The organism is Taishania pollutisoli (assembly GCF_014518315.1).
GTDB lineage: Bacteria > Bacteroidota > Bacteroidia > Flavobacteriales_D > Crocinitomicaceae > Taishania > Taishania pollutisoli.
Window position 1 is genome coordinate 630,685 of record NZ_JACVEL010000001.1, and the last position, 23,093, is coordinate 653,777.

The following is a 23,093-nucleotide window of genomic DNA, read 5'->3' on the forward strand; positions in this document are numbered from 1 at the left end:
TGATAATTCAGACATAATTACTTAGGATCAATCATTCTTACTGAGTGGTTTGAGTTGCTCTCCCATCTGCATCATGTATTTCAGGAATCCGTCGATGAACAGAGAGCCTTTGAGGTGATAACCGGCAGCAGTAAAATGCACCAGATCCGGTTGCATCAACCCGCTTCGCTGCCACAATTTGGAAGCCCCCAGTTCCCCCATCACACCATACATGTCCCAAACGGCCATTTTGTATTCTTTCGCCAGTTCGATGATAACCTCCCGCTCACGCGCAATGTTGCGATTGAGGTAGCGTCTGCGGTAGTAGGCATCATTCGGAACAGTCAGCAGCAATGCACAATTCGGATTGGCACGCAAAGCCATCTTCATCATTTTTTCCAGGTTGCGCTTGTACACCTGGGGATCAAATTTTTCGTACGGAACGTTGGCATCATTCGTTCCTACGGAATACGCAAAAAAGTCAGGAGGATAGGTTTTCAGCTGTTCCTCAAACCGTGCACAATCCAGGTAGGAATAAAGCCCTGCTCCGTTGATTCCAATCGAATTGTACGAGATTCCGGGGTCGTCGTTCATGAACTGGAAGCCATAGATTTCCAACTCTGTATATTGATTCGTTTTTCGTGAAAACTGAAGGTCCAGTGAATCCAGTTCATCCGTAAACTCAATTTCCGTGTACCCTATTTCCGGGTTTTGCTTCACCGATTCGATGAGAATTTCATCACTTCCGAAATTGAGCTCATACGGCAATTCTCCTTTGTTGTGAAATACCCGGAGTTTGCAGAATCCCGGCTTAGAAACCGTATTCTTGTGTTGAAATGAAAACAGGACAATCGAATCGCTGCTGATGATCGTTGCCCCCAGCACACCAAAATCAATGGTATTGTCTTTATTGGCGACCACCCGGTACCCTCTGAAATTTGAGGGAGACGAAAAGCGGTAATTTCCCGGGTTGTTGGTTCCTGCAAGATTAAATGGGAAGACCATTCCGCGTTCTCCCGTCAATTTAGGATAATTGGTTTGCAAAAACATCCGAACATCATTGGTATAAATATCTGCCTGGATGTGTGACCCTCCGATGTGGTAGAAATTCAGTTTGCGGTCCTGGAAACGGATCATGGAATCGAGTTGGTGGTACAGGTACTCGAAATTGGGGCTCGTTTTGGTGTAAAATTTATAATTGTTCTTAGAAAAATCAATGAACGGGTAGGTTGTCCTTGTGGATGTATCTATGCGAACGAAATCCGGGAAATTGTAGGCTGAAAGGGAATCTTTTTGCTGGGAATATGCCAACACTGAAATCCCGGTCAGAATACCGGTGAGCCAATACTTAAACTGTCGTCGATAAATAACAATCATTTACTATTCCCCTTTTCCGCTCCATTTGACGTACTCTGCAATTAGCGCATCATAAAACAACTGGGCCGCCACCCGGGCTCCTCCGTTACTAAAATGGATGTAATCATTTCCTGCCAGTCCTTTGTTCACCCATGCCGGCATTGAATTTTTCCCTCCCATAGCACCATAGAGATCCCAATATCCGGCTCCGGCTTCCATGCTCACTTTTTTCATCTGTTCAACGCAGTATGGCAAAAACGGATATGTTTCATAAATTCCGTCTACCATTCGCGACATATCACTCGGTCCGATGACCACAATAGCTGCTGAAGGACGCATTGATTTCAGGGAATTCAACTGCCCTTTGAAATAACTGGCGTAGTTGCGAACAGACGCGCTGTCTTTAAAAAACGGAACCGAGTTTCCACCGTATTGCATGATGATTAATTCTACTCCCAAATCGTTCATTGCTTCTGCAACAACCCCTCTGTCCATCGAACCAAAAATCGTACCACTGGAGCCTCTCATCCCGATGTTGGACATCTGCACTCCGTAATCTCCTTCCAGGGTAAAATTACTGATGGTCGGACTAATGGCTGTTGAGAATTCAAATTTCAATTTCCCCGGAGTTCCCGGGAATGTCAGTTTAAAAATATGGGATTTCCCGTCCGCTTTCAAACTATCCTGGTGAATCAGCGCACCGTTTTCATATACGTTAATCGCACACGGCTTGATACAACTGTTGTAATACATTTTCACTGTACTGAAACTTCTGGAGCGTCCGAATGCGCTTCCCGATGCCGCCAATTCAATCCAGCCGGTTTTAATGCTTGTTTCATTGGCTATTTCCGCGCTGTCTTTGTATTCCCTGGTAAAACGCGCTGCGGAACCCATCACACCGTACTTGCGGGAGTTGAGTTTATCTCCTCCGAAGCAGGTATAGCGCTTAAAATTGGGTGAATAGGTTTGTACGAATGCGAAGGTATTGTACACATTGTTTGCCGGAACCAATCCCGGTCCGTTTCCTCCGAACTGGTTTTGAAGGCGTTCCCGGATAAATCCGGTCATCCGGTCACCTTCAATCTGGGAATCTCCATAGTGGAGAATGTGTACTTTCTTTTTGGCTGTAGCGGCGGAGCTCAATTTCTCAAAAAAATTGTGAAGATTGACCAATCCGGCATCATTCAGGTGAATAATCGTTGAGTTCTTAACACTCAACTCTCCGGCATTCGGCGCTCCCATGTCCCCGTTGCTTCCATTCTGATGTTGTAACAACGGATCTGCAAATGTTGTATCGACATCCACAATAATGTTGTCAATTTCTGCCGTTTCTTGCTTTTTGGGATGCATCAACCGTCCGATGGTCGGGAATTTTAAATTCATTCCAAACACCCTGATTCCTTCTTCGGGAATGAAGAGGCTAATGGTAAGTAAAATGGCAATCAAGCCCAATAACGCAAGAAATACCTGGTATAATTTAATGTTTTTCACTTCTCAAAAGAAAAGCACAAATTTAGCGAAGGGAATCGATATTCGCCTAACTATACCGACGGTTTTTTACACTTTTTAAGCTTTTTACCTTATCTCAGTATACTCACATGTCCGTTGAACGTATATTTCTTGTCATTGAACAAATCGCGGGCAGAGATCGTCCATGTATAGGAACCTGACTGAACAATTTTCCCATTGAACGTACCGTCCCATCCGAAATCCCGGTCGTACGACTCAAATATCAGCTCTCCCCACCTGTTATAGATTTGTAAATGGAAGGAATAATCATCTATTCCCTGAATGTAAACTTTCCATGTCTGGTTAAATTCATCTCCATCCGGAGTGAATGTATTGGGAGCAAACAGCATGACATCATTGACCACTTCCACATTTTTCGTAATTGAATCGGTACAGCCGTATTCCGTCATTACATACAAGGTGATCGGATAGACCCCCGTTTCTCCCTGAGGATACGTAATCTTCGGTGATTGAAGTGAAGAATAAGACGGATTGGCACCTGGCATTACCCACTGGTACTGGTCGATGTTCCCTGTTGAAATATCTGTCAGATGCACCGTCGGATCAAACATGCTTACAGGTGTCGGAGAAGCGTTAAAGTTTGCATCCGGCACAGGATATACCGTGATAAAATCAGTAAAAGTATTGCTGTAATAACATCCCAGAGATGAAATCACTTCCATTTCAACGGTATACAATCCATGTGACTGGTAGGTATGACCGAACGACCCGTTTCCAAGAATAACAGTGTCTTTTGTCCCGTCTCCAAAAGAAATGAAGACCGAATCAATATTTCCATTCGACAAATTATCAAAAATGACACTGTGTGCTTCACACCCTTCAGGGAAATCAGGCAGTAACGCAGGTATGATCTCTTCCTCAATAAATACATTCGTACATGCCGTTGCGGTTGGTGAACCACATGCCTCAGATAATGTGACGCAGTAATTGTGAGATCCTGCTCCCGGAGATACCGTGATCGTCTGAGTATTTCCAACGGTCACCCCGTTTAACGTCCATGAATACGAATAGGCACTGCTTCCTCCTTCACCTGTTGCTGTTAATGTTGCTGCGCCTTCCCGACAGATCAGCGTATCAGGAGAAATAAATGGAATCACCAATGGATCAGGTTCTTCAACGGTGAACGTTAACTGGTCAGTACATCCTCCTACTGAATACACATCCAACACGTAATCTCCTGCAAATAAACTGTCAATTGTGAATGGAGACATAGCATTGACCTGGGGGCCTCCGTTCAGGGTGTAATAATCAATTGCTGTTCCTGTAACGGTAATGGAACCGTTTGGCTTGCTGTTACAATCGGAATCAATAATGACATGATTCGTAATTTCAGTATCGGTTACATCTACCACAACAACTGACTGATCCTGGCAATCAGCCGCCCCGATCGTGTAAGTATAATTTCCGGAAGGCATCACAGCCGGATCGAAAGGCATAGTAATCACCTGTCCCTGCGGATTTTTCCAGACACCACCTGTCTGAGGGTTGTTGGATAACAATGTAAACAGGTCTACCGGGGCGTCTTGAGAACAGACCACCAGAGAACTGTCCTCACCTGCATACGGTGGAGGAATTACGGTAATGGCAATGCTGTCTGAACTTGCACAAAGCGGATGTCCGACCGGATTAATGATCAGCGTAATTGTTTCATCTCCTTGTGGTGACCAGACCGGATTTAAAATACTTCCGTCCGAAAGGTTGGTTCCCGGCGTCCACGTATATTCATACGCAGGGACGCAGTTTGACGTAAATGTCATATTATGTCCGGATAAATTCCCGGAAGACTGGTAAACAACAGTTCCATCTTCATCCAGAATACGGTAAGAACATTCACTTATAGAAAAACCAGTTGCGTTGAATGTAGTTGTATATGTTTGTCCGTTATTTACTGCAAAAGGAATGGAATTTTCAGATCCTCCTGGCGGAACGGTATAATTAGACATGTTGCCATTCACGTTGAGGGTCATGGTGTTACCCTCCCATCCGTCTCCCCACGAATCGATCAGTACCAATGTATAATTACAAGGAGTTGGCGGCCAGACAACAGACGGATCCAGCTGGAAGCTGTTTCCTTCACAAACCAACGTGTCATTACCTGCATTGACAACTGCCAGTTCATTGACATTCACCAATACATCGTGGGTGTTTTCGCAACCAAAGTCATCAATGGCATGAAAGGTAATCACGTATTGTCCGGGAGTATCCGGAGTTACTGTTATTGTACTGTTCTGGTTCGAAAGCGCATAAGGAATCGAAGTACTTGTACTCCAGAAAGAAGAATCAGCAGTGTGTCCGATTTCAGGTTTAAATGAAATATCATCCGGGTAGAAGTCGGGATTTAAGTTCAATGAGAACGAAAACACCGTTCCATCATCCGCTGCCCACAAATCTGTCACATTCAGCGACCAGGTACCATTGGTCGGACAACCGACTAAATTGCTTAGTGAACCGATAGGAGCATAATCTCCTGCGGGAAGAATATTTCCGACAGCCGCGCCTGCATTAACAGCCTGTACCCAGGTCTGGTTAGCAACCGGGGTAAAGCAATAGGAAAAGGGTGTTCCCATCGTTTCCGGAATACTGCAATCGACGTTATCCGCCTGCACTGCTACTCCCAGATTTACGCCACCACCACCCTGCTGGTGCAAAATGACATTCTGCCCGGTCGGACAGGTCAGCGTGATCAGAAGGTCTCCGATGAATGAATGTTCCATTTCCATGCATATACTTATAATATCTGAAGCACTTGTGATCTGTGTTCCGGACTCAAAACCAGTCTGCAATAAAGGAATAGATTGCTGTACTCCGAGCAAGTCATCTGTGATACATCCGTCATCAACGGTTGTCGAGCCCGGAAATCCCTGCCATTCCACTTCATAGTCATCCGGATAGGCTGTAATGGAATAGGATTCGCCGATACACACATCAATTTCTGTCGGAAGTGGTGAAAAATCCGGTTCTGTTGCAACCAGTACTCTCAACTCCGTTAAGTTGGTATTGTAACAGGCAGTGTCTGTATTGTTATCTTTTACTGTCAATTGTACGATGTACATACCCGGATTATCAAAGCTATGGGAGGCCTGAGGACCTACCGCTGTTGTTCCGTCCATGAAATCCCATGCATAGCTTTCAATGGCAAATCCAGGTTGTCCGTATGACCCGTTATCTGTAAATGAGACTACATCACCGATACAAACTCTGATGGAATCCGGGGTAATCCCGCCTATGATGGCTCCTACCGCCATTGGATTCGAACAAGGTGTTTTGCAGGTTACCGCAGCAGCGAAATTCCCTGTTCCTGCACTATTAGAGCGAAAACGAAAGGTAAGACAGCCTGTTGTATTCAATTCTGTCGGCTGGATGATCACACCTGAAAGCTGGGTTCCGGAATAAGTCCCCATGTGTGTGGATGTAGTGGAGGTTCCATCGTATACATCCATGTAATCAAGATTCGTAACATTTGGCGCAGGATTGTCGTCAACGGTACTGAGATTAAACAAGTTGAATACAACACTTACAATATCACCCGGGTTATCAGGGCAAACCGTTATGACAACGTCTTCATTATTGGAATAACCGGATCCTCCTTGCCCTCCTGAGTCTATGATAAATCCATTACATGTACTAAATGTTTGGTTGTTACTACCCGGTCCAAAAGAAATAGTTGTCTGCTGGGAATATGCGATTGATGCAATTAATGAAATTAATATCGCTGTTGTTAATCTGATCATTTAAAATAAACTTTTACATCATAGAGACGTAAATTTATTCCAAACAGTGGCTCCGAAATTTTAATTTTTTTTAATTTTTTGATTAAACCTGCTTAATTTTTAACATTAAACTATTCATTACCACACTCACTGAGCTGAATGCCATTGCCGCTCCCGCCCACATAGGATCCAGTAAAAAACCGTTGAACGGGTATAAAATTCCTGCAGCAACCGGAATTCCGATCAGGTTGTAAATAAACGCCCAGAATAAATTTTGTCTGATCGCAGTACTTGTTTGCTTCGAAAGCCGAATCGCCTCGGAAATTTTCAGCAAATCGGATGAAATAATCGTCATCTTCGCCACATCCATTGCGATATCGCTCCCTTTTCCCATCGCGATGCTGACATCTGCTTGTGCCAGGGCATTACTGTCGTTGATTCCGTCTCCCACCATTGCAACAACTTCGCCTTTTTCCTGCAATTCCCGCACATAGTTTGCTTTTTCAGCGGGAAGTACATTCGCATGGTACACATCAATTCCCAGTTCTTCTGCAACTGCTTTCGCTGTCTGGGGATTGTCTCCGGTCAGCATGACGACTTTGATTCCTTTCCGGTGCAGTTCATGAATGGCAGCTGCGGACGTCTCTTTTACCTGATCGGCAATAGCAAGCGCTCCCAATAACCGGGCATCCTCAGCAAACAAAACAACGGTTTGTGCTTTTTCCAATCGCTGACTGATCCACGCCTTCTGTTCTTCAGAAAAAACAATGTCTTTTTGTTGCATCAGACGTTCATTTCCCAGGAAGTATTCTTTCCCGTTTACCCGTCCTGTAATTCCCTGTCCGGAATTATTTTCCACTTCAACCCCTTCCAGAAACTTACTTGTTTCTTTCAGACGGGCAACAATTGCATCTGCCAACGGGTGTTCGGAAGATTGCTCAATACTGAATAAAATATCCTGTTGTTCCTGCGAAAAATTACCGAACCATTCCAAATCCGTTACAACAGGTTTTCCCTCCGTGATGGTTCCGGTTTTATCTAAAATAACCGAATTCATTTTTTGTGCCAGTTCAAGGCTTTCCGCATCTTTGATTAAAATCCCTCTTTCTGCTGCTTTTCCCACGCCCACCATAATCGCTGTGGGAGTTGCCAAACCAAGCGCGCACGGACAGGCGATCACCAAAACGGTAACTGCAGCAATCAAACCACGTTCAAACCCGTATTCTCCACCTAAAATCATCCAGGTAATAAAACTCAGCACAGCGATTCCGATCACAACAGGAACAAATACAGCTGCAATTTTATCCACCAGTTTTTGTACAGGAGCTTTACTTCCCTGCGCTTCCTCCACCATTTTAATAATCTGTGCCAGTAATGTTTCTCCTCCTACTTTTTCCGCGCGAAACCGGAAAGCACCTTTCTGATTCATCGTTCCGGCAAAAACCGTGTCGCCCGCTTGTTTTGCAACAGGGATCGGCTCTCCGTTGATCGTACTTTCATCTACGTACGAACTTCCGGCGATAACTTCTCCGTCCACTGCAATCCGTTCGCCCGGTTTAACCAATACGATTGTATTTTTTGTCAATGTACTGACTGCTTGTTCCGCTTGTTCACCATTTTCCAGGATGACAGTAACGGTCTTAGGTTGCAATCCCATCAATTTTTTAATGGCGGCACTCGTATTCCCTTTTGCCCGTTCCTCTAACAGTTTTCCCAGCAGAATAAAGGCAATGACAATTCCGGCTGCTTCAAAATACACATGCGGATGAATTCCCCTGGAATGCCAAAAATGAGGATTTAAGGTATTAAAAACACTAAACAGGTAGGCAATTCCGGTACTCATCGCTACGAGTGTATCCATGTTTGCCGAACGATGCTTCAATTGCTTCCAGGCTCCCACAAAAAACTGCTGTCCGAAATAAAACAGCATCGGAGTCGACAATGCCCACATGATGTAATTTGCATAGGGCATCTCCATGAAGAACATACCAATGACAAACAATGGAACAGCCAGAATGATTGCTCCAATCACCCGTCTTTTCAATTTCCGGTATTCGTTTTCTTTTCCCTGAATAACCTGTTGTTTTCCTGCTTCCGAATCTGTAGCTACGAGGTCATAACCAATCGACTGCACCGCTGATTTAAGTGCATCAAAACTGGTCACTTCGCTGTATTCAATCACTGCCTTTTCGTTGGCAAAATTGACTGAAGCACTGCTAACTCCTTCCTGGTTATTCAGAAACCGCTCAACACTTCCTGCACACGCAGCACAGGTCATGTTGGTTACTGTTACTGTTTTCTTTTCCATGTTTTTTTATTCTGTTCTTTTTGCATCAACGGGATAAACGATTCGTATCTTTTACATTTTCTGGCCATGCGCTATAAATCCGTAGCTATAAAACAATGGAATGTAGAAGATGTACTATTGTTGTATATACTTCAACTCATATTTTCAACTCATACCCCAACTGTTCCAATGCGACTTTCAATTTTAACGGCGTTGTTTTATTCTGCAAATAATAAATCTTTGCTGATTTTGTCGGGAACTTTACGGAAGCTGTCACCACCCCGGGTTGGTTGTTTAACAATCGTTCCGCACTTGCCGCGCAACCTCCGCACGTCAGCTTTTCTACAGGAAAATCTGATTCTATTACAGATAGTTTCGCATCAAAACCGTTGATTTGATTTAAAACTTGCGAAATAACATCATTTTCATCCTTCTCTGCAATCACCACCAACTGGCCATCGCCTGTTACACTTACTTCTGTTACACCTTCGATTTGCCGGATTTGCTTCAACTGCTCCGCAGTGATGTCGATGGTTAAAGGAATTTTTATCGTTGTCATATTAACTACTATTTTGAATTACAAAATTACAGCGGAGGGAGGGAAAATCTATTACATGATTTTGTAGAATCGTTACATGATTTGAAGCTGAAAAATAATTTGTATTTTTGAGAAAATCTAAAACAAAATGGCGGCAAAACTTTTTACACTATCACTCGCGATGACTTCAATTACCTGTTATTCTCAACATACGTATCCGACCACCAAAAAGGTAGAGCATTCGGATGACTATTTTGGTGTTACTGTTTCGGATCCTTATCGTTGGCTGGAAGATGACCGGTCGGAAGATACCAAAGACTGGGTAGAGCGGGAAGTAACATTTACGAACGATTACCTGGGTAAAATACCATTCCGTGAAGAAATCCGCAATCAATTGCGCGACAAATGGAATTATGAAAAGATCAGTGCTCCGTTTGAGGAAGGAGATTATGTCTATTATTACAAAAACAACGGTTTGCAGGCACAATCTGTTTTGTACCGGAAAGATAAAACCGGCAAGGAAGAGGTGTTCCTGGATCCGAATAAATTCTCTGCACAGGGAACAACTTCGTTGAGCAACCTGTCTTTCAATAAAAAAGGGACACTTGCGGCATATGCCATTTCCGAAGGGGGCAGTGACTGGAATAAAATTATCATCATCGACGCGGTGACAAAGCAGCAAATCGGTGACACACTTGTTGATATCAAATTTTCAGGAATCGCTTGGCAGGGTGATGAAGGATTCTATTATTCGAGCTACGACAAACCTCAGGGGAGTGAGCTTTCTGCAAAAACAGACACCCATAAAGTGTATTTCCACAAATTGGGAACAAAACAAAAGGAAGACCAGCTGATTATCGGTGGAGATGATTTCAAAAGACGTTATTTAGGAGCATATCTCTCCGATGATGAGCGTTTTCTTATTGTTTCCGCGTCCAATACTACCTATGGAAATGAATTGTACATCAAAGATTTGAAAAACAAAACGGATTTCATTACCATTCAGAAAGGGTACGATTGCAGTTCGGGAGTTATTGATACAAAAGGAGATTTCATCTATGTACTGACTGATAAAAACGCACCGAACAACAAACTCCAGAAGTTTGATATCAATCAGCCCGAAAAATGGATCGATGTGATTTCCGAGACAGAAAACGTACTGACGGTTTCCACCGGTGGCGGGTATATTTTTGCCAAATACATGAAAGATGCCTTGTCATATGTACGGCAACTGGATTACAACGGTGCACTGATCCGTACGATTGAGCTACCGGGCAACGGAACTGCAGGTGGGTTCGGGGGTAAACTCAAACAAAAAGATTTGTATTACTCTTTTACCAATTACATTACTCCGGGGACGATTTACAAATTCAATGTGGAAACCGGAAAATCGGAGGTGTATCAGCAACCGAATGTGAAATTCAATCCGGCAGATTATGTTTCGGAACAAGTATTTTACACATCAAAAGACGGAACAAAGATCCCGATGATGATCAGCTACAAGAAAGGCATCAAGCTGGACGGTAAAAACCCGACGATTCTCTATTCATACGGAGGATTTAACATCAGTTTGCAACCATCATTCTCCGTTGTCAATGCGATCTGGATGGAAAATGGCGGTATTTATGCGGTTCCCAACATCCGCGGAGGGGGTGAATACGGGAAAAAATGGCACGATGCAGGAACAAAAATGGAAAAGAAAAACGTATTTGAAGACTTCATCGCAGCAGGGGAATACTTACAGAAAAAAGGATATACTTCCAAAGAATACATGGCAATTTCCGGCCGTTCAAACGGTGGATTGCTTGTCGGAGCGACAATGACCATGCGCCCCGATCTTGCGAAAGTTGCATTCCCGGGTGTAGGTGTGCTGGATATGCTGCGTTACAACAAATTTACAGCCGGTGCAGGATGGGCATACGATTACGGAACAGCAGAAGACAGCAGGGAAATGTTCGAATACCTGAAGTCTTATTCTCCGGTGCACAATGTAAAAAAAGGAACGTGTTACCCGTCCACGATGATCATCACCAGTGATCACGACGATCGTGTAGTTCCGGCACACTCATTCAAATTCGGAGCAGAATTACAGGATAAGCAAGGATGCAATAACCCGATTTTAGTAAGAATTGAAGTCAATGCAGGACACGGAGCAGGTCGTTCAACAGAGCAGGTAATCGGTGAGAATGCCGATTTGATCAGTTTTGCGCTGTACGAAATAGGAATCAGGAAGTTGAAGTAATTAGTAGTTATCAATGATTTAATTATCAAGTGACGTTTTAATAATCAACCTTTGATAATTGATAACTGATCATTCAACCATTTATAACTCAAACAAAAACACGATGAGCACAAGTACATTTAAACACATGGATGACGGTAAAGAAGGACGTTTTATTGTAGAAGTGGACGGTAAGGAGGCCGGTTACATCAAATACAAATGGTTGGAAAACGGCAACATTAATGCGAACGGTACACTGGTACATGACGAATACCGGGATCATCGTTTGGGAATGCCCTTATTTGACAAACTGATTGAATTTGCAACCGAAAAAGGAATCAAAATTTATCCGACCTGTCCGTTTGTAGTGAAAGTATTTTCTCGAAGACCGGATTTGCATCATCTGCTGACAGACGATTACGTTCGTCCGGCTTAATGGTTAATACAATGAATGTAAGGCATTAAGGCGTACTGCATTTTTCACAGTACAGTTCTTTAATCTGCTCGATGTCCATCACCTGAAAATTGAGTTTCGGGGAATTAAACAATGTGCAGAACTCTTCCTTTTTCCATTCCGCAACCTGCACAAACAGGTTGACATATTGCTTTTCAGAAAGTCCCATATTGCTATCATTCATTATTTTCAGGTATGTTACAATGTCTTCTATGGATGAGTGTTCGGAAATCCCCCGCCTTAACAATGATTTGACCTCCGGATAATACCCAAAATAATAGAAGTATTGTGCCGTATAAATCATTTCATCCGGCGTTAACCCCGCTTTTTTGTATACGGGGAGGATGTGTTGATGCAGGTAGTCATCCTGTTTTGCTCCTCCATACCACAGCATTATTTCATCGTGTCTGGACGCCAAAGACAGTAACATACGGGCTTTGAGCACGGCATTTATATTTTTTTGTTCTGTCAAATTCTCAAAAATATCCCGGATTGTTCCCGGATCGTAAGCTGTCATCGCCTGATGATACAACAACCAATAATAATACGATTTGACTTCAGGCTGCCGTTCATCGAGGAGTACAAGTTGGTATAGCTCACCCATGAATTTTTCGTCCCACCACACTTGTGCCGATGTATCTGTTTGAACAGTCAGCAATAATTTTTGAAACTGCTGATAAGTAAATTCTTTTATCTGCGGAAGCTCAAAGAATGCCAGTTGACTGGGATCCAACATCCCTTTTTGTATAGCATGCAGCACATTGTTGAACACCAATCCCGCCTGTTTAAAATCGGATTGTTGAATCGACTGGTCAAACAGCTGTTTCAACCGATCCGGGTCCATTCCAATTGTATCGTTCCACTGAAGCCGGAGGGTTAATTCAGCATACCGGTGATGTTTCAGAATCGGTTCCAGTGAATCGCTCCATTTCTCAGTAACAGCTTGTTTTAATTCTTCATCATCCAGTGTGTCCAGGAACTCAAACCGGGTTCCCTTGATATCCTTCCGGAATCCTGCGATATTTTCTGCTGAACTCACCTGTATAGCGGCACTGTCAATGTGGTGTCCACGAAGAACAGTTGCCAGGTTTTCAGCACGTTTCAAATACAGTTTTTCATTGATTTCACGTGAACCTTCAATACTTGAAAAACCCCTGATAAGTACCCGGGAGCGGTTATTCATCTTTTCCGTATATGGCAACAGCAATCGGTTGAATGATTCCGGGTCAAAAGAAGTATCCGACTTTTCATATGGTACACGAATAGTAATCGTATCCCGCATGATTTCATATAATTCGGTAAAGGGAACATCAACAATGGGCTGAATATCCAGATCCAATTTGAATGCAAGTGGAATGACATCAAATTTATGATTCGTAAACGTCCTTTTTTTCTTGACAATTGTCAGGTTCACTTCATACGCTTCATCGATCCAGTCAGGAACCTTTCCCAGGTAAATGTATACATTCTCTTTCCGGAACATGTTATCTCCTTTCCTGAATGATTTTCTGAACACCGGATTCATCGGAATTCCCCGTACTCCACGTTTTCCGTTGAATGCATTGGTTGTTGCGCAAATGTATTGGCTTTTTAACACGATATCTGCAGCAATTCCCGATCTCCAGGGATTTCGCACATTCTTTTTAAATTTTTTTTTTGAATGCGATGAAAAGTAAATGCTTTTGTCTTCCAATACATGAACGGTTCCCCTTAATTGTAATGAATCATTCTTTCGGGGAATCAACTTCCGATTGTCCGGTTTGTACCTGAAATTTAAAGCATCGTCTTTTTTCGGGTGGTTGAACGGTTCGTTGGCCAACAATTGGCAGGCATAAACAGCACCATTACTCCCGACACGAATTGCTGTCAGTGTCCCTGAATAATCCGCACGAATCATGTTTGCAAAGTGCGGAGGAGAATTTTTCCAGTTCAACACCAGTATTTTTGCCATTAATTCATAGCTATTAATAGTTTGTGGCTCTCCTTTCTTTCGGAATTGTTTCGGAATGCTATTCAGCGTTAGCACCTGCACATTTTCACCGACTGTTGCAAACTGTTCTCCATAAAAATCAACCCGGTTTTTCGGTGTTTTCTTTTGCTTGTTTTTCTGGTGATGGGTCAGTACATTTTTTTCGAGCATATATGTAGCATGGTCCTGAGCCGCATTTAGTAACAACGGCTGATAGTGAAGTGTATCTACTCTTGCTTTTCTTCGAAGTTTATTGACTTCAATCGTAATGTATTCATTCAGTTGATCTGCATCATAATTGTTCCAGTCCACTTCTGACTGGGCAAGTGAAAGCGAACTCACAACAAGAAAAAGATATAGAATCAAATAATGCATCGTGTGTTTAGAAAGAATGTAAAACGAACTGAAAAGTAACAACTGGTATATTAAGAAAAAAGCGGCATAAGCCGCTTTCTGTTTCCTTATTTCAATTTACTTCGACTGATCCAGTTTCTTCACCATCGTCAGAATCGTAGCAATTCCTACTGTTTCTCCGGTCTCATCGTAGATGTCCACTAAAAACTTAACGATTCCTTTTGCGATATCCTCCTCGCTTCGTTTTTCCTGGTCCACTTTTTCTTTCACTGTAAAACGCACACCGATTGTTGCTCCCGGGTACACAGGTTTTGTAAAACGTGCTTCATCGATTCCGTAATTCAGCAGGACTGGTCCTTTTTTCGGATCTACAAACAATCCCGCAGCTTTGGACAGGATGAAGTATCCATGCGCCACACGGCGTTCAAAGATGGTTCCTTCCAATGATGTTTCGTCCATGTGTGCATAGAAATTATCTCCCGAAACATTCGCAAAGTTTACGATGTCTGTTTCCGTAACCGTATGCTTGTGTGTAAATACCGTTTCACCGACCACCAATTCTTCAAAATGTTTTCTGAATACGTGTGGATTTGCTTCCGGCATGGCTGCACCCACCTGGAATTGTTCCGTAATTGCTGTAATGGTTGTCGGATGTCCCTGAATTGCTGTTCGTTGCAGGTAATGCAATACTCCGCGTTTTCCACCCATTTCTTCACCACCTCCGGCACGTCCGGGACCCCCATGTGTCAACAACGGCATTGGTGAACCGTGTCCTGTACTTTCTTTCGCACAACTTTCATTCAGCACCAAAATACGTCCGTGCATACTCGCTGCTCCGATGACATATTCTTTTGCTTCTTTATCACATGGCGTCACGATCGAAGAAACCAATGACCCTTTCCCCATTTTTGCCAGCTCCACCGCGTCCGCTATTTCTTTATACGGCATGATGGTAGAAACCGGTCCGAATGCCTCAATGTTATGTACATCCGTGTTTACAAACGGATCATCATTTCTGAATAGAATCGGAGAGAAAAACGCTCCTTTTTGTCTGTCGGCACCTGTTACTTCAAAGTGATCCAGATCTCCGTATACGATCTGCTGTGAACGTGTCAGCAATTCAACACTTTCGCGCACTGCCTGTACCTGTCCCTTTGATGCCAGTGATCCCATACGAACACCTTCTGTTGCAGGGTCTCCGATCACCACCGACGACAAGCGGGCTGCGATGGCTTTTTGAACATCATCAATCAATTCTTCCGGAACGAAAATACGGCGCACCGCTGTACATTTTTGTCCTGCTTTGACGGTAATTTCTTTTACTGCTTCCTTGACAAACAAGTCAAATTCAACTGTTCCAGGAACTGCTTTTTTTCCCAGAATTGTCGCATTCAATGAATCTGCTTCCAGGTTAAACGGAACATTATTCCGGGCAATCACCGGGTTGGACTTCAGTTTCAATCCGGTATCGGCACTTCCTGTAAAGGTAACCACATCGGAAGAGTTTACATGCTCAATCAAATCTCTTGCCGAGCCTAAAATCAGCTGCAGGGAGCCTTCCGGTAAAATTCCGGATGCCACAATGTCTTCTACCACCACCTGCGTCAAAAATCCCGTTACACTTGATGGTTTTACCACCGCAGGAACTCCCGCCATAAAGTTCACGGCAATTTTCTCCAGCATCCCCCATACCGGGAAGTTGAATGCATTTACGTGAATGGCAACCCCTTCTTTCGGCACCATAATGTGATGCCCAATGAACGAACCATTTTTAGACAGCGGTGCTGCACTTCCATCCACGTAATACGGTAAATCCGGGAATTGTCTTCTCAATGAAGCATTGGCAAACAAGTTCCCGATTCCTCCTTCGATATCAATCCATGAATCCACATGGGTTGCTCCGGTCCAGGCACTTACCTGGTAATATTTTTCTTTGCGTTCCAACAGGTACAGGGCCAACGCTTTCAGCATACGCCCACGCTCCTGAAACGTCATTTTTCTCAACACTTTGCCTCCGGTCGTACGCCCGTAATTTAAAATTGCGGCATAGTCAAATCCTTTACTTGACAGTTCTCCGATCTGTTCTCCGGTAATGGCATTAAACAAACTGGTTTCCACACCTTCTCCGTCAATCCACTGACCGAGCGCATAGCTTTTATATCGTTGCATTTGTTTGATTTTTTAATTCTACGGGTTTAAAGATAGTGGTTTTGGAAGAAATGGAAAATCATTGTATGAATTTGTTCTCATTTGTTTACAATTCTTAATAACTCTTGAAAAATACTCTGTTTTTTGATTTTTAGAACTGGAGAATAAAAGTTAGTTTTGTGCTCTATAAGTATCGAACAAAAACGATTTAGCAGAATATGGAAAACAGCGAATTGAAACGAATTGCTTCTCAGGTACGCAGAGATATTGTACGTATGGTTGCCGCAGTTAGTTCAGGACACCCGGGTGGGTCTTTGGGATGTGCAGACTTTTTTACACTCATGTATTTTGAAGTGTTGAAACAGGATCCGAAAAAGTTTGACATGAATGGAAAAAATGAAGATTTATTTTTCTTATCCAATGGTCACATCAGTCCCGTATGGTACAGTGTATTGGCAAGAAGTGGTTATTTTCCTGTAGCTGAATTGAGTACATTCCGAAAAATTTCTTCCCGTTTGCAGGGGCATCCGTCTCCGGCAAAAGGATTAGAAGGAATTCGCATGGCTTCCGGTTCATTGGGACAAGGATTGTCAAACGCCATCGGCGCCGCACAAGTAAAACGACTGAATGTGGATGATGCCCTTGTATATACACTTCACGGTGACGGAGAATTACAGGAAGGACAAATCTGGGAAGCGGCGATGTATGCAGCTGCTCACAAAGTAGACAATTTGATTGCAACAATCGATTACAACGGACGTCAGATCGACGGAGATGTAGACGATGTGATTACGTTGGGGAATCTGAAAGAAAAATGGCAAGCTTTTGGTTGGTACGTATTGGAAATGAATGGTCATGATTTTGACGATATGCGCAAAACATTAGCTGAAGCAAAAGCAAAAACAGGTCACGGAAAACCAATCGTCATCCTGATGACAACAGAAATGGGTCAGGGAGTTGACTACATGATGGGAACCCACAAGTGGCATGGTTCAGCACCAAATGCGGAACAATTGGAGAGTGCGTTGAATCAATTGGAAGAAACGTTAGGAGATTACTAATCGGTTGAGAAAATACGTTGTCATAGCATGCTTATTGTTTTGTCTGCCATCATTCGGACAGGAACAGCTGACACGCATCCTTTTTATCCTGGATGCTTCCAACAGCATGAACGGAACATGGGGATCGAGAACCCGTATTGATGCAGCAAAGGAATTGCTTGCAAAATCGGTGACAGAACTCGAAGGGGTTGAAAACCTGGAAGTCGCGCTGCGCGTATACGGACACCAATCCGAAATCACAGCAACCTATCAGGATTGTAACGATACCAAACTGGAAGTTCCGTTCGGCAGCAACAATCACAGTCAGATTAAAAGTAGGATCAGAACCATACAGGCAAAAGGAACGACACCTATTGCCCGGTCACTGGAAGCAGCGGCAGGAGATTTCCCGGATGCCAAATCCCGCAATGTGATCATTCTTATCACAGACGGTTTGGAAGCATGTGACAACGACCCATGTGTCATCGCAAAAAAGCTAAAAGACAAGGGAGTTAATGTAAAACCCTTTGTGATCGGTGTGGGAATGGACTTATCGTACCTGGAAAAATTCCGTTGTATCGGTGAATATGCCGACGCAGAAACACCGGAAAGCTTTGAAAAAGTTCTGAACAATGTGGTCAACAAAGCGTTGGTCAATACAACCGTTCAGATCAACCTCAACACCAACTCCGGGGAGCCGAAAGAAACCAATGTGACCTTATTCCTGTACAAGGCGGGCACAAAAGAGTTGAAATATACGTTCACACACACGATGAATCAAAACAATGTACCGGATACAGTGATCATGGACCCTGCATTGGAATACGACATGGTGGTCAACACCTTGCCGAAACGGGAATTGAAAGGAATCAAACTGAAACGCAACACGCACAATATCATTTCCATTGACGTTCCCCAGGGATATATTCAAACACGCGTGCTGAACGGAACAAAAAGTTATGTAATTCCTTCCCGGATTATGGAAACAGGAAATCCGGCAACGCTGAATGTACAGCAAAACGGCGAAACGGATAAATACATTATCGGGAAGTACGACCTGGAGATATTGACGCTGCCAAGGACCTACCTGACAGTTGACGTAACTCAAAGCAGTGTCAGTAAAGTGGATATTACAGCACCCGGCTTATTTACTTACAAAGCCACCAGTGCAATTACCGGACAGGTATTTACTGTGAATGGTGACGGTACTTTTACCTGGGTATGCAATCTGGACGATCAGCCGGTGCAGGGCTCCTGGCAGTTACAACCGGGAAATTATAAAGTTGTATACCGTTTTAGAAAGGTCAAAAGCACCATTTACACAACAGAAAAAGAATTTAGAATCTATTCGAATAAAACAACCTCATTAAACTTTTAAAAGATGATTGAAATCGAAGTTTTTGGAAAAAAAGATACCCGTTCGGGATTTGGTGAAGGGCTTTTGGAATTGGGGCGGAACAATCCTGATGTACTGGCTTTGTGCGCCGATCTCACAGGTTCATTGAAAATGGACGCGTTCCAAAAAGAATTCCCGGAACGTTTCTTCCAGGTAGGAATTGCGGAGGCGAACATGATCAGCATCGCTGCAGGAATGACCATTGGAGGGAAAATCCCGTTCACCGGAACGTTTGCCAACTTCTCTACCGGGCGTGTGTACGACCAAATCCGCCAATCGGTCGCTTATTCCAACAAAAATGTAAAAATCGCTGCTTCACATGCCGGGTTAACATTGGGTGAAGACGGTGCAACACACCAGATTCTGGAAGACATCGGGATGATGAAAATGCTGCCGAATATGACTGTGATTGTACCTGCAGATTTCAACCAGACAAAACAGGCTACAATTGCTTGCGCAGCTCATGAAGGTCCTGTTTACCTGCGTTTCGGACGTCCGAGTGTTCCGATTTTTGTAAAGCCGGATGCTAAATTTATCATCGGGAAAGCAGACACAATTATCGAAGGAACAGACGTAACGATCATCGCCTGTGGCCATTTGGTATGGAAGTCCATCGAAGCGGCTCAGGAGCTGGAGAAACAAGGGATTTCTGCGGAAGTAATAAATATGCACACCATTAAACCTTTGGACGAGCAAGCTGTCTTACAATCCGTAGCGAAGACAAAGTGTGTAGTAACAGCAGAAGAACACATGTACAACGGAGGTTTGGGAGATTCAATTGCACAGTTACTGGCGAGAACCAACCCATTACCACAGGAATACGTAGCTGTAAATGATACCTTCGGAGAATCGGGAACACCGGATGATCTGATGAAAAAGTATCACATCGACACACCGGATGTTGTTGCCGCGGCATTGAAAGTGATCAGCAGAAAATAAAATCAATACCTATTGAAGCACTCTGACGACGACATATTAACATTGGCAAAGCAGAGTGCTTCTTCTTACAACGAAGCCTTCACGATTATTGTCACCCAATTCGGTCCGCGGTTGTTTCCGCAAATCCAGCGTTTGACCAAAAACCGTCAGTGGACGGAAGATTGCCTGCAAAACGTTTTTATTAAAGTATTTCAGAGCCTGAAAGATTTCCGGGGCGATTCCAGTATTTATTCCTGGTTGTACCGCATTGCTAATAACGAAGCGCTGAATTACATCAAAAAAGAAAAAATCCGGTTCACATCCGATTTGGGCGAAACGAGCATTGAAGTCATTGCGCAGGATTTCGGGTTCAACAACATTTCTACGGAAGTCATCGAATGGCACCTGATGGCTGCTATCGAAACACTCCCGCAAAAACAAGCAGAAGTGTTTGAATTAAAGTTTTTTCAGGATCTGAAATTCTCCGAAATTTCCAAATTAACGGGTGTTTCCGAAGGCGGATTAAAAGCCAATTATCACCATGCTGTGAAGAAAATTGAGGAGTATTTGAGGTTATGTGACACTTATAGTTCAAATCTCTAACAAAAAATTCACGCTATCTTGTTTTTAATTTCCCCATAATTTTTCTTCTTTCCAATCGCCAGGAAATCCCAGTGCTTTAATATCTACATTGCTATACTCACTTAGTAGCTTATTCAGCCTTTCACTGAAAGAGTTTTTTGGATTAATTGTTTGTAAAAAATAAAGTAGCATACTCAAAATAAAATAAGTACGATTAGTAGAAACAGATGGATTCTTCAACCATGTTTTATGTGGATTTCTGGGCATTTGAGGCCGAATACTCATTGCACGATTCCATAAACGGGTATGATGCGCACATACATTTCTCAAATATACAATGCTATGCAACCATGTTTCAAAAACAGAATCAGACAATCCAAAATGATGTGCAATTGCTCTTTTTTCTTTACCCGGTTTAATGTTTTTATATAACATAGACAATGTTCCAAAAGAAGTAATTTCCATTGTTATCCATCCGGGAGGTAGCTCGTCAGAATATTTATCTTTAAATGCCACTATGAATTCTTCATCACTTCGATGAAATTCTTCTCCTATTTTCGAAAGTGAATTTGCATGTTTTATTAGGTTTTTAAATACATTTCCATCCTGAAACCAGAAAGGTCCGTGTTTTTCAGCCATTATAAAAACAATTTTTGCACGAATGGCGACTTCTATTTTTTCAATTTCAGAGAGAACCATTTGCCTTAATTGTCGGTCAAAACAATATAATTTAAAAGCAGTATTGAAAGTCGCATTTTCTTTGAAAAGATGCTGTTTCTTATCTTTTAACAAAGGAAACCAATAACCACTTAGACGATAATAACTAATATGCTGGAGCAGATGTAACGCCTTTGCATCATCTTCGATCAACATACCACGTTGTTTCAATTGAATTAATTGATCTTCATAATTAAGAAATTTTTAGAGTAGGGTATTTTATTTATCATGATTAGAAAATAAAAAAGCTTACCCTAAGCGCGCTGATCAGCGGGAAGCGGGGTAAGCATGTCATTACAAATGTAATATGTTTTTTCGGATTAAGACACGTTTTTAAATTATTTTTCATATTTGATTATGAATCGTTTAAGCGAACAATGCCCTCACTACTTCATCGAGTTTTCCGCATTGGACCAATTCTATCTTAAAATCCTTTTGATTGATTCCTTTGTTGTACTTCGAAATAATGATTTTCTCAAAACCTAATTTCTCCGCCTCATAAATCCGCTGGTCAATGCGATTCACCGGGCGTACTTCACCCGACAAACCTACTTCCGCCGAAAGGCAGATACTTTTATTGATCGCAATATCGGCATTTGACGATAAGACGGAAGCAACTACTGCCAAATCCAATGCAGGATCATCTACTTTGATTCCTCCGGCAATGTTCAGGAATACATCTTTTGCCCCGAGTTTAAACCCGCATCGTTTTTCCATTACTGCCAGCAACATATTCAAGCGCTTGCTGTCGAAACCAGTTGACGAGCGTTGTGGTGTCCCATAAGCTGCCGTGCTCACCAATGCCTGCACTTCGATCAGCATCGGGCGCATTCCCTCCATTGTAGCACCAATCGAAATACCACTCAATGAGCTGTCCGCATTGGTAATTAATATTTCGGAAGGATTTTCTACCTGACGCAGTCCGGAACCAACCATTTCATAAATTCCCAGTTCATTGGTGCTCCCGAAGCGATTTTTTACCGAACGCAGTAAGCGGTACACGTGATTGCGATCTCCTTCAAACTGCAATACCGTATCCACCATATGCTCCAACACCTTGGGGCCTGCCAGGGAACCTTCCTTGGTGATATGCCCGATCAGGAAAACCGGGATATTTGTGGTCTTGGCATAGCGGAGCAATTGTGCTGTACATTCGCGTACCTGGGAAATACTTCCGGGTGAGCTTTCAATGTCGGAACTGTACAGGGTCTGGATGGAATCAATCACTAATAATTGTGGCTGAATCTCTTCCGCCTGCTTGAAAATATTCTGAATATTTGTCTCTGACAAGATAAAACACTTCGGATTCTGAACGCCGATCCGTTCTGCACGCATCTTGATCTGCTGTTCGCTTTCTTCTCCCGAAACGTAGAGTACCTGTAAATTGTTATCGGAAATCGCCAGTTGCAGCATCAGGGTCGATTTTCCGATCCCGGGCTCTCCTCCGAACAGCACTAAAGAACCGAGAACCAGTCCTCCTCCAAGCACACGGTTGATCTCTTTATCAGCCAGAAAATGGCGTTCCTGTTCCACACCTTTGATTTCGAGAATCGCTGTTGGTTTAGACGTTTTACCCGATTTGGAAAATGCGACGATGTTTCCGGGAAGTGTTTTCTCAATCAATTCTTCCACAAACGTGTTCCATTCATTGCAGGACGGGCATTTTCCCAACCATTTCGGGGCTTCATGACCACAATTCTGACAGAAATAAGCTGATTTCAATTTTGCCATACTACGAAAATAAGCATATTGTTGGATTTAAAAAGCGCCATCGGCTACAACATACAATGCCGGACTGATATTCTGCTGTTTTTTTAATTTACTTTCACAATATTTCAGGTTTAATCGAGTTTCTATACGCAAAATGAATTTTTAAAACTAAATTCGCACTTCT

General features: G+C 43.0%; 15 protein-coding genes. 6 read left to right on the forward strand and 9 right to left on the reverse strand.

Going from position 1 to position 23,093, the window contains the following annotated elements; all coding sequences use genetic code 11:
• Positions 1 to 27: 27 nt before the first annotated feature.
• From H9Y05_RS02665 to H9Y05_RS02685, 5 genes are all read right to left on the reverse strand, one after another.
• Positions 28 to 1,356 carry a GDSL-type esterase/lipase family protein gene (locus tag H9Y05_RS02665; RefSeq protein WP_216713421.1) on the reverse strand — a complete coding sequence of 443 codons (1,329 nt, stop codon included), beginning with the start codon at positions 1,354 to 1,356 and terminating at the stop codon, positions 28 to 30.
• A gap of 3 nt (positions 1,357 to 1,359) precedes the next feature.
• Complete coding sequence (locus H9Y05_RS02670; RefSeq protein WP_163490559.1) at positions 1,360 to 2,826, reverse strand: SGNH/GDSL hydrolase family protein; 1,467 nt, start codon at positions 2,824 to 2,826, stop codon at positions 1,360 to 1,362.
• 89 nt (positions 2,827 to 2,915) lie between these two features.
• Entirely contained in the window at positions 2,916 to 6,596 is a 3,681-nt protein-coding gene (locus H9Y05_RS02675) for a PKD domain-containing protein (RefSeq protein WP_216713422.1), read from the reverse strand.
• 82 nt (positions 6,597 to 6,678) lie between these two features.
• Complete coding sequence (locus tag H9Y05_RS02680) at positions 6,679 to 8,883, reverse strand: heavy metal translocating P-type ATPase (RefSeq protein WP_163490561.1); 2,205 nt, start codon at positions 8,881 to 8,883, stop codon at positions 6,679 to 6,681.
• Positions 8,884 to 9,019: 136 nt separating this feature from the next.
• Positions 9,020 to 9,421, reverse strand: a complete 402-nt coding sequence (locus H9Y05_RS02685) for a heavy-metal-associated domain-containing protein (protein WP_216713423.1) — start codon at positions 9,419 to 9,421, stop codon at positions 9,020 to 9,022.
• Between the two features lie 160 nt (positions 9,422 to 9,581).
• Between H9Y05_RS02685 and H9Y05_RS02690 the strand changes: the two genes are divergently transcribed.
• On the forward strand, positions 9,582 to 11,642 hold the full coding sequence (locus H9Y05_RS02690; protein ID WP_235992092.1) for a prolyl oligopeptidase family serine peptidase: 2,061 nt from the start codon (positions 9,582 to 9,584) through the stop codon (positions 11,640 to 11,642).
• Between the two features lie 103 nt (positions 11,643 to 11,745).
• Positions 11,746 to 12,057, forward strand: a complete 312-nt coding sequence (locus H9Y05_RS02695; protein WP_216713425.1) for a GNAT family N-acetyltransferase — start codon at positions 11,746 to 11,748, stop codon at positions 12,055 to 12,057.
• A 25-nt stretch (positions 12,058 to 12,082) separates the two neighbouring features.
• On the opposite strand, the gene H9Y05_RS02700 is transcribed toward H9Y05_RS02695, so the two are convergent.
• On the reverse strand, positions 12,083 to 14,419 hold the full coding sequence (locus H9Y05_RS02700; protein ID WP_216713426.1) for a CAP domain-containing protein: 2,337 nt from the start codon (positions 14,417 to 14,419) through the stop codon (positions 12,083 to 12,085).
• Between the two features lie 96 nt (positions 14,420 to 14,515).
• A complete protein-coding gene (gene paaZ, locus H9Y05_RS02705) occupies positions 14,516 to 16,567 on the reverse strand; it encodes a phenylacetic acid degradation bifunctional protein PaaZ (RefSeq protein WP_216713427.1) in 2,052 nt (683 codons plus the stop codon).
• Positions 16,568 to 16,764: 197 nt separating this feature from the next.
• On the opposite strand from paaZ, the gene H9Y05_RS02710 reads away from it, so the two are divergent.
• From H9Y05_RS02710 to H9Y05_RS02725, 4 genes are read left to right on the forward strand one after another with little or no spacing between them, the layout of a single operon-like run.
• On the forward strand, positions 16,765 to 17,607 hold the full coding sequence (locus tag H9Y05_RS02710; protein ID WP_216713428.1) for a transketolase: 843 nt from the start codon (positions 16,765 to 16,767) through the stop codon (positions 17,605 to 17,607).
• A 4-nt stretch (positions 17,608 to 17,611) separates the two neighbouring features.
• The gene (locus H9Y05_RS02715) at positions 17,612 to 18,964 is read left to right on the forward strand and encodes a vWA domain-containing protein (protein ID WP_163490568.1); all 1,353 of its coding nucleotides are present in this window, start codon (positions 17,612 to 17,614) and stop codon (positions 18,962 to 18,964) included.
• A gap of 3 nt (positions 18,965 to 18,967) precedes the next feature.
• A complete protein-coding gene (locus H9Y05_RS02720) occupies positions 18,968 to 19,921 on the forward strand; it encodes a transketolase family protein (RefSeq protein ID WP_216713429.1) in 954 nt (317 codons plus the stop codon).
• A 12-nt stretch (positions 19,922 to 19,933) separates the two neighbouring features.
• Positions 19,934 to 20,503, forward strand: a complete 570-nt coding sequence (locus tag H9Y05_RS02725; protein ID WP_216713430.1) for an RNA polymerase sigma factor — start codon at positions 19,934 to 19,936, stop codon at positions 20,501 to 20,503.
• 24 nt (positions 20,504 to 20,527) lie between these two features.
• On the opposite strand, the gene H9Y05_RS02730 is transcribed toward H9Y05_RS02725, so the two are convergent.
• Together H9Y05_RS02730 and radA are read right to left on the reverse strand one after the other, a co-directional pair.
• Positions 20,528 to 21,355 carry an Abi family protein gene (locus H9Y05_RS02730; RefSeq protein WP_216713431.1) on the reverse strand — a complete coding sequence of 276 codons (828 nt, stop codon included), beginning with the start codon at positions 21,353 to 21,355 and terminating at the stop codon, positions 20,528 to 20,530.
• Between the two features lie 210 nt (positions 21,356 to 21,565).
• Entirely contained in the window at positions 21,566 to 22,930 is a 1,365-nt protein-coding gene (radA, locus tag H9Y05_RS02735) for a DNA repair protein RadA (protein ID WP_163490571.1), read from the reverse strand.
• Between the last annotated feature and the right edge of the window lie 163 nt (positions 22,931 to 23,093).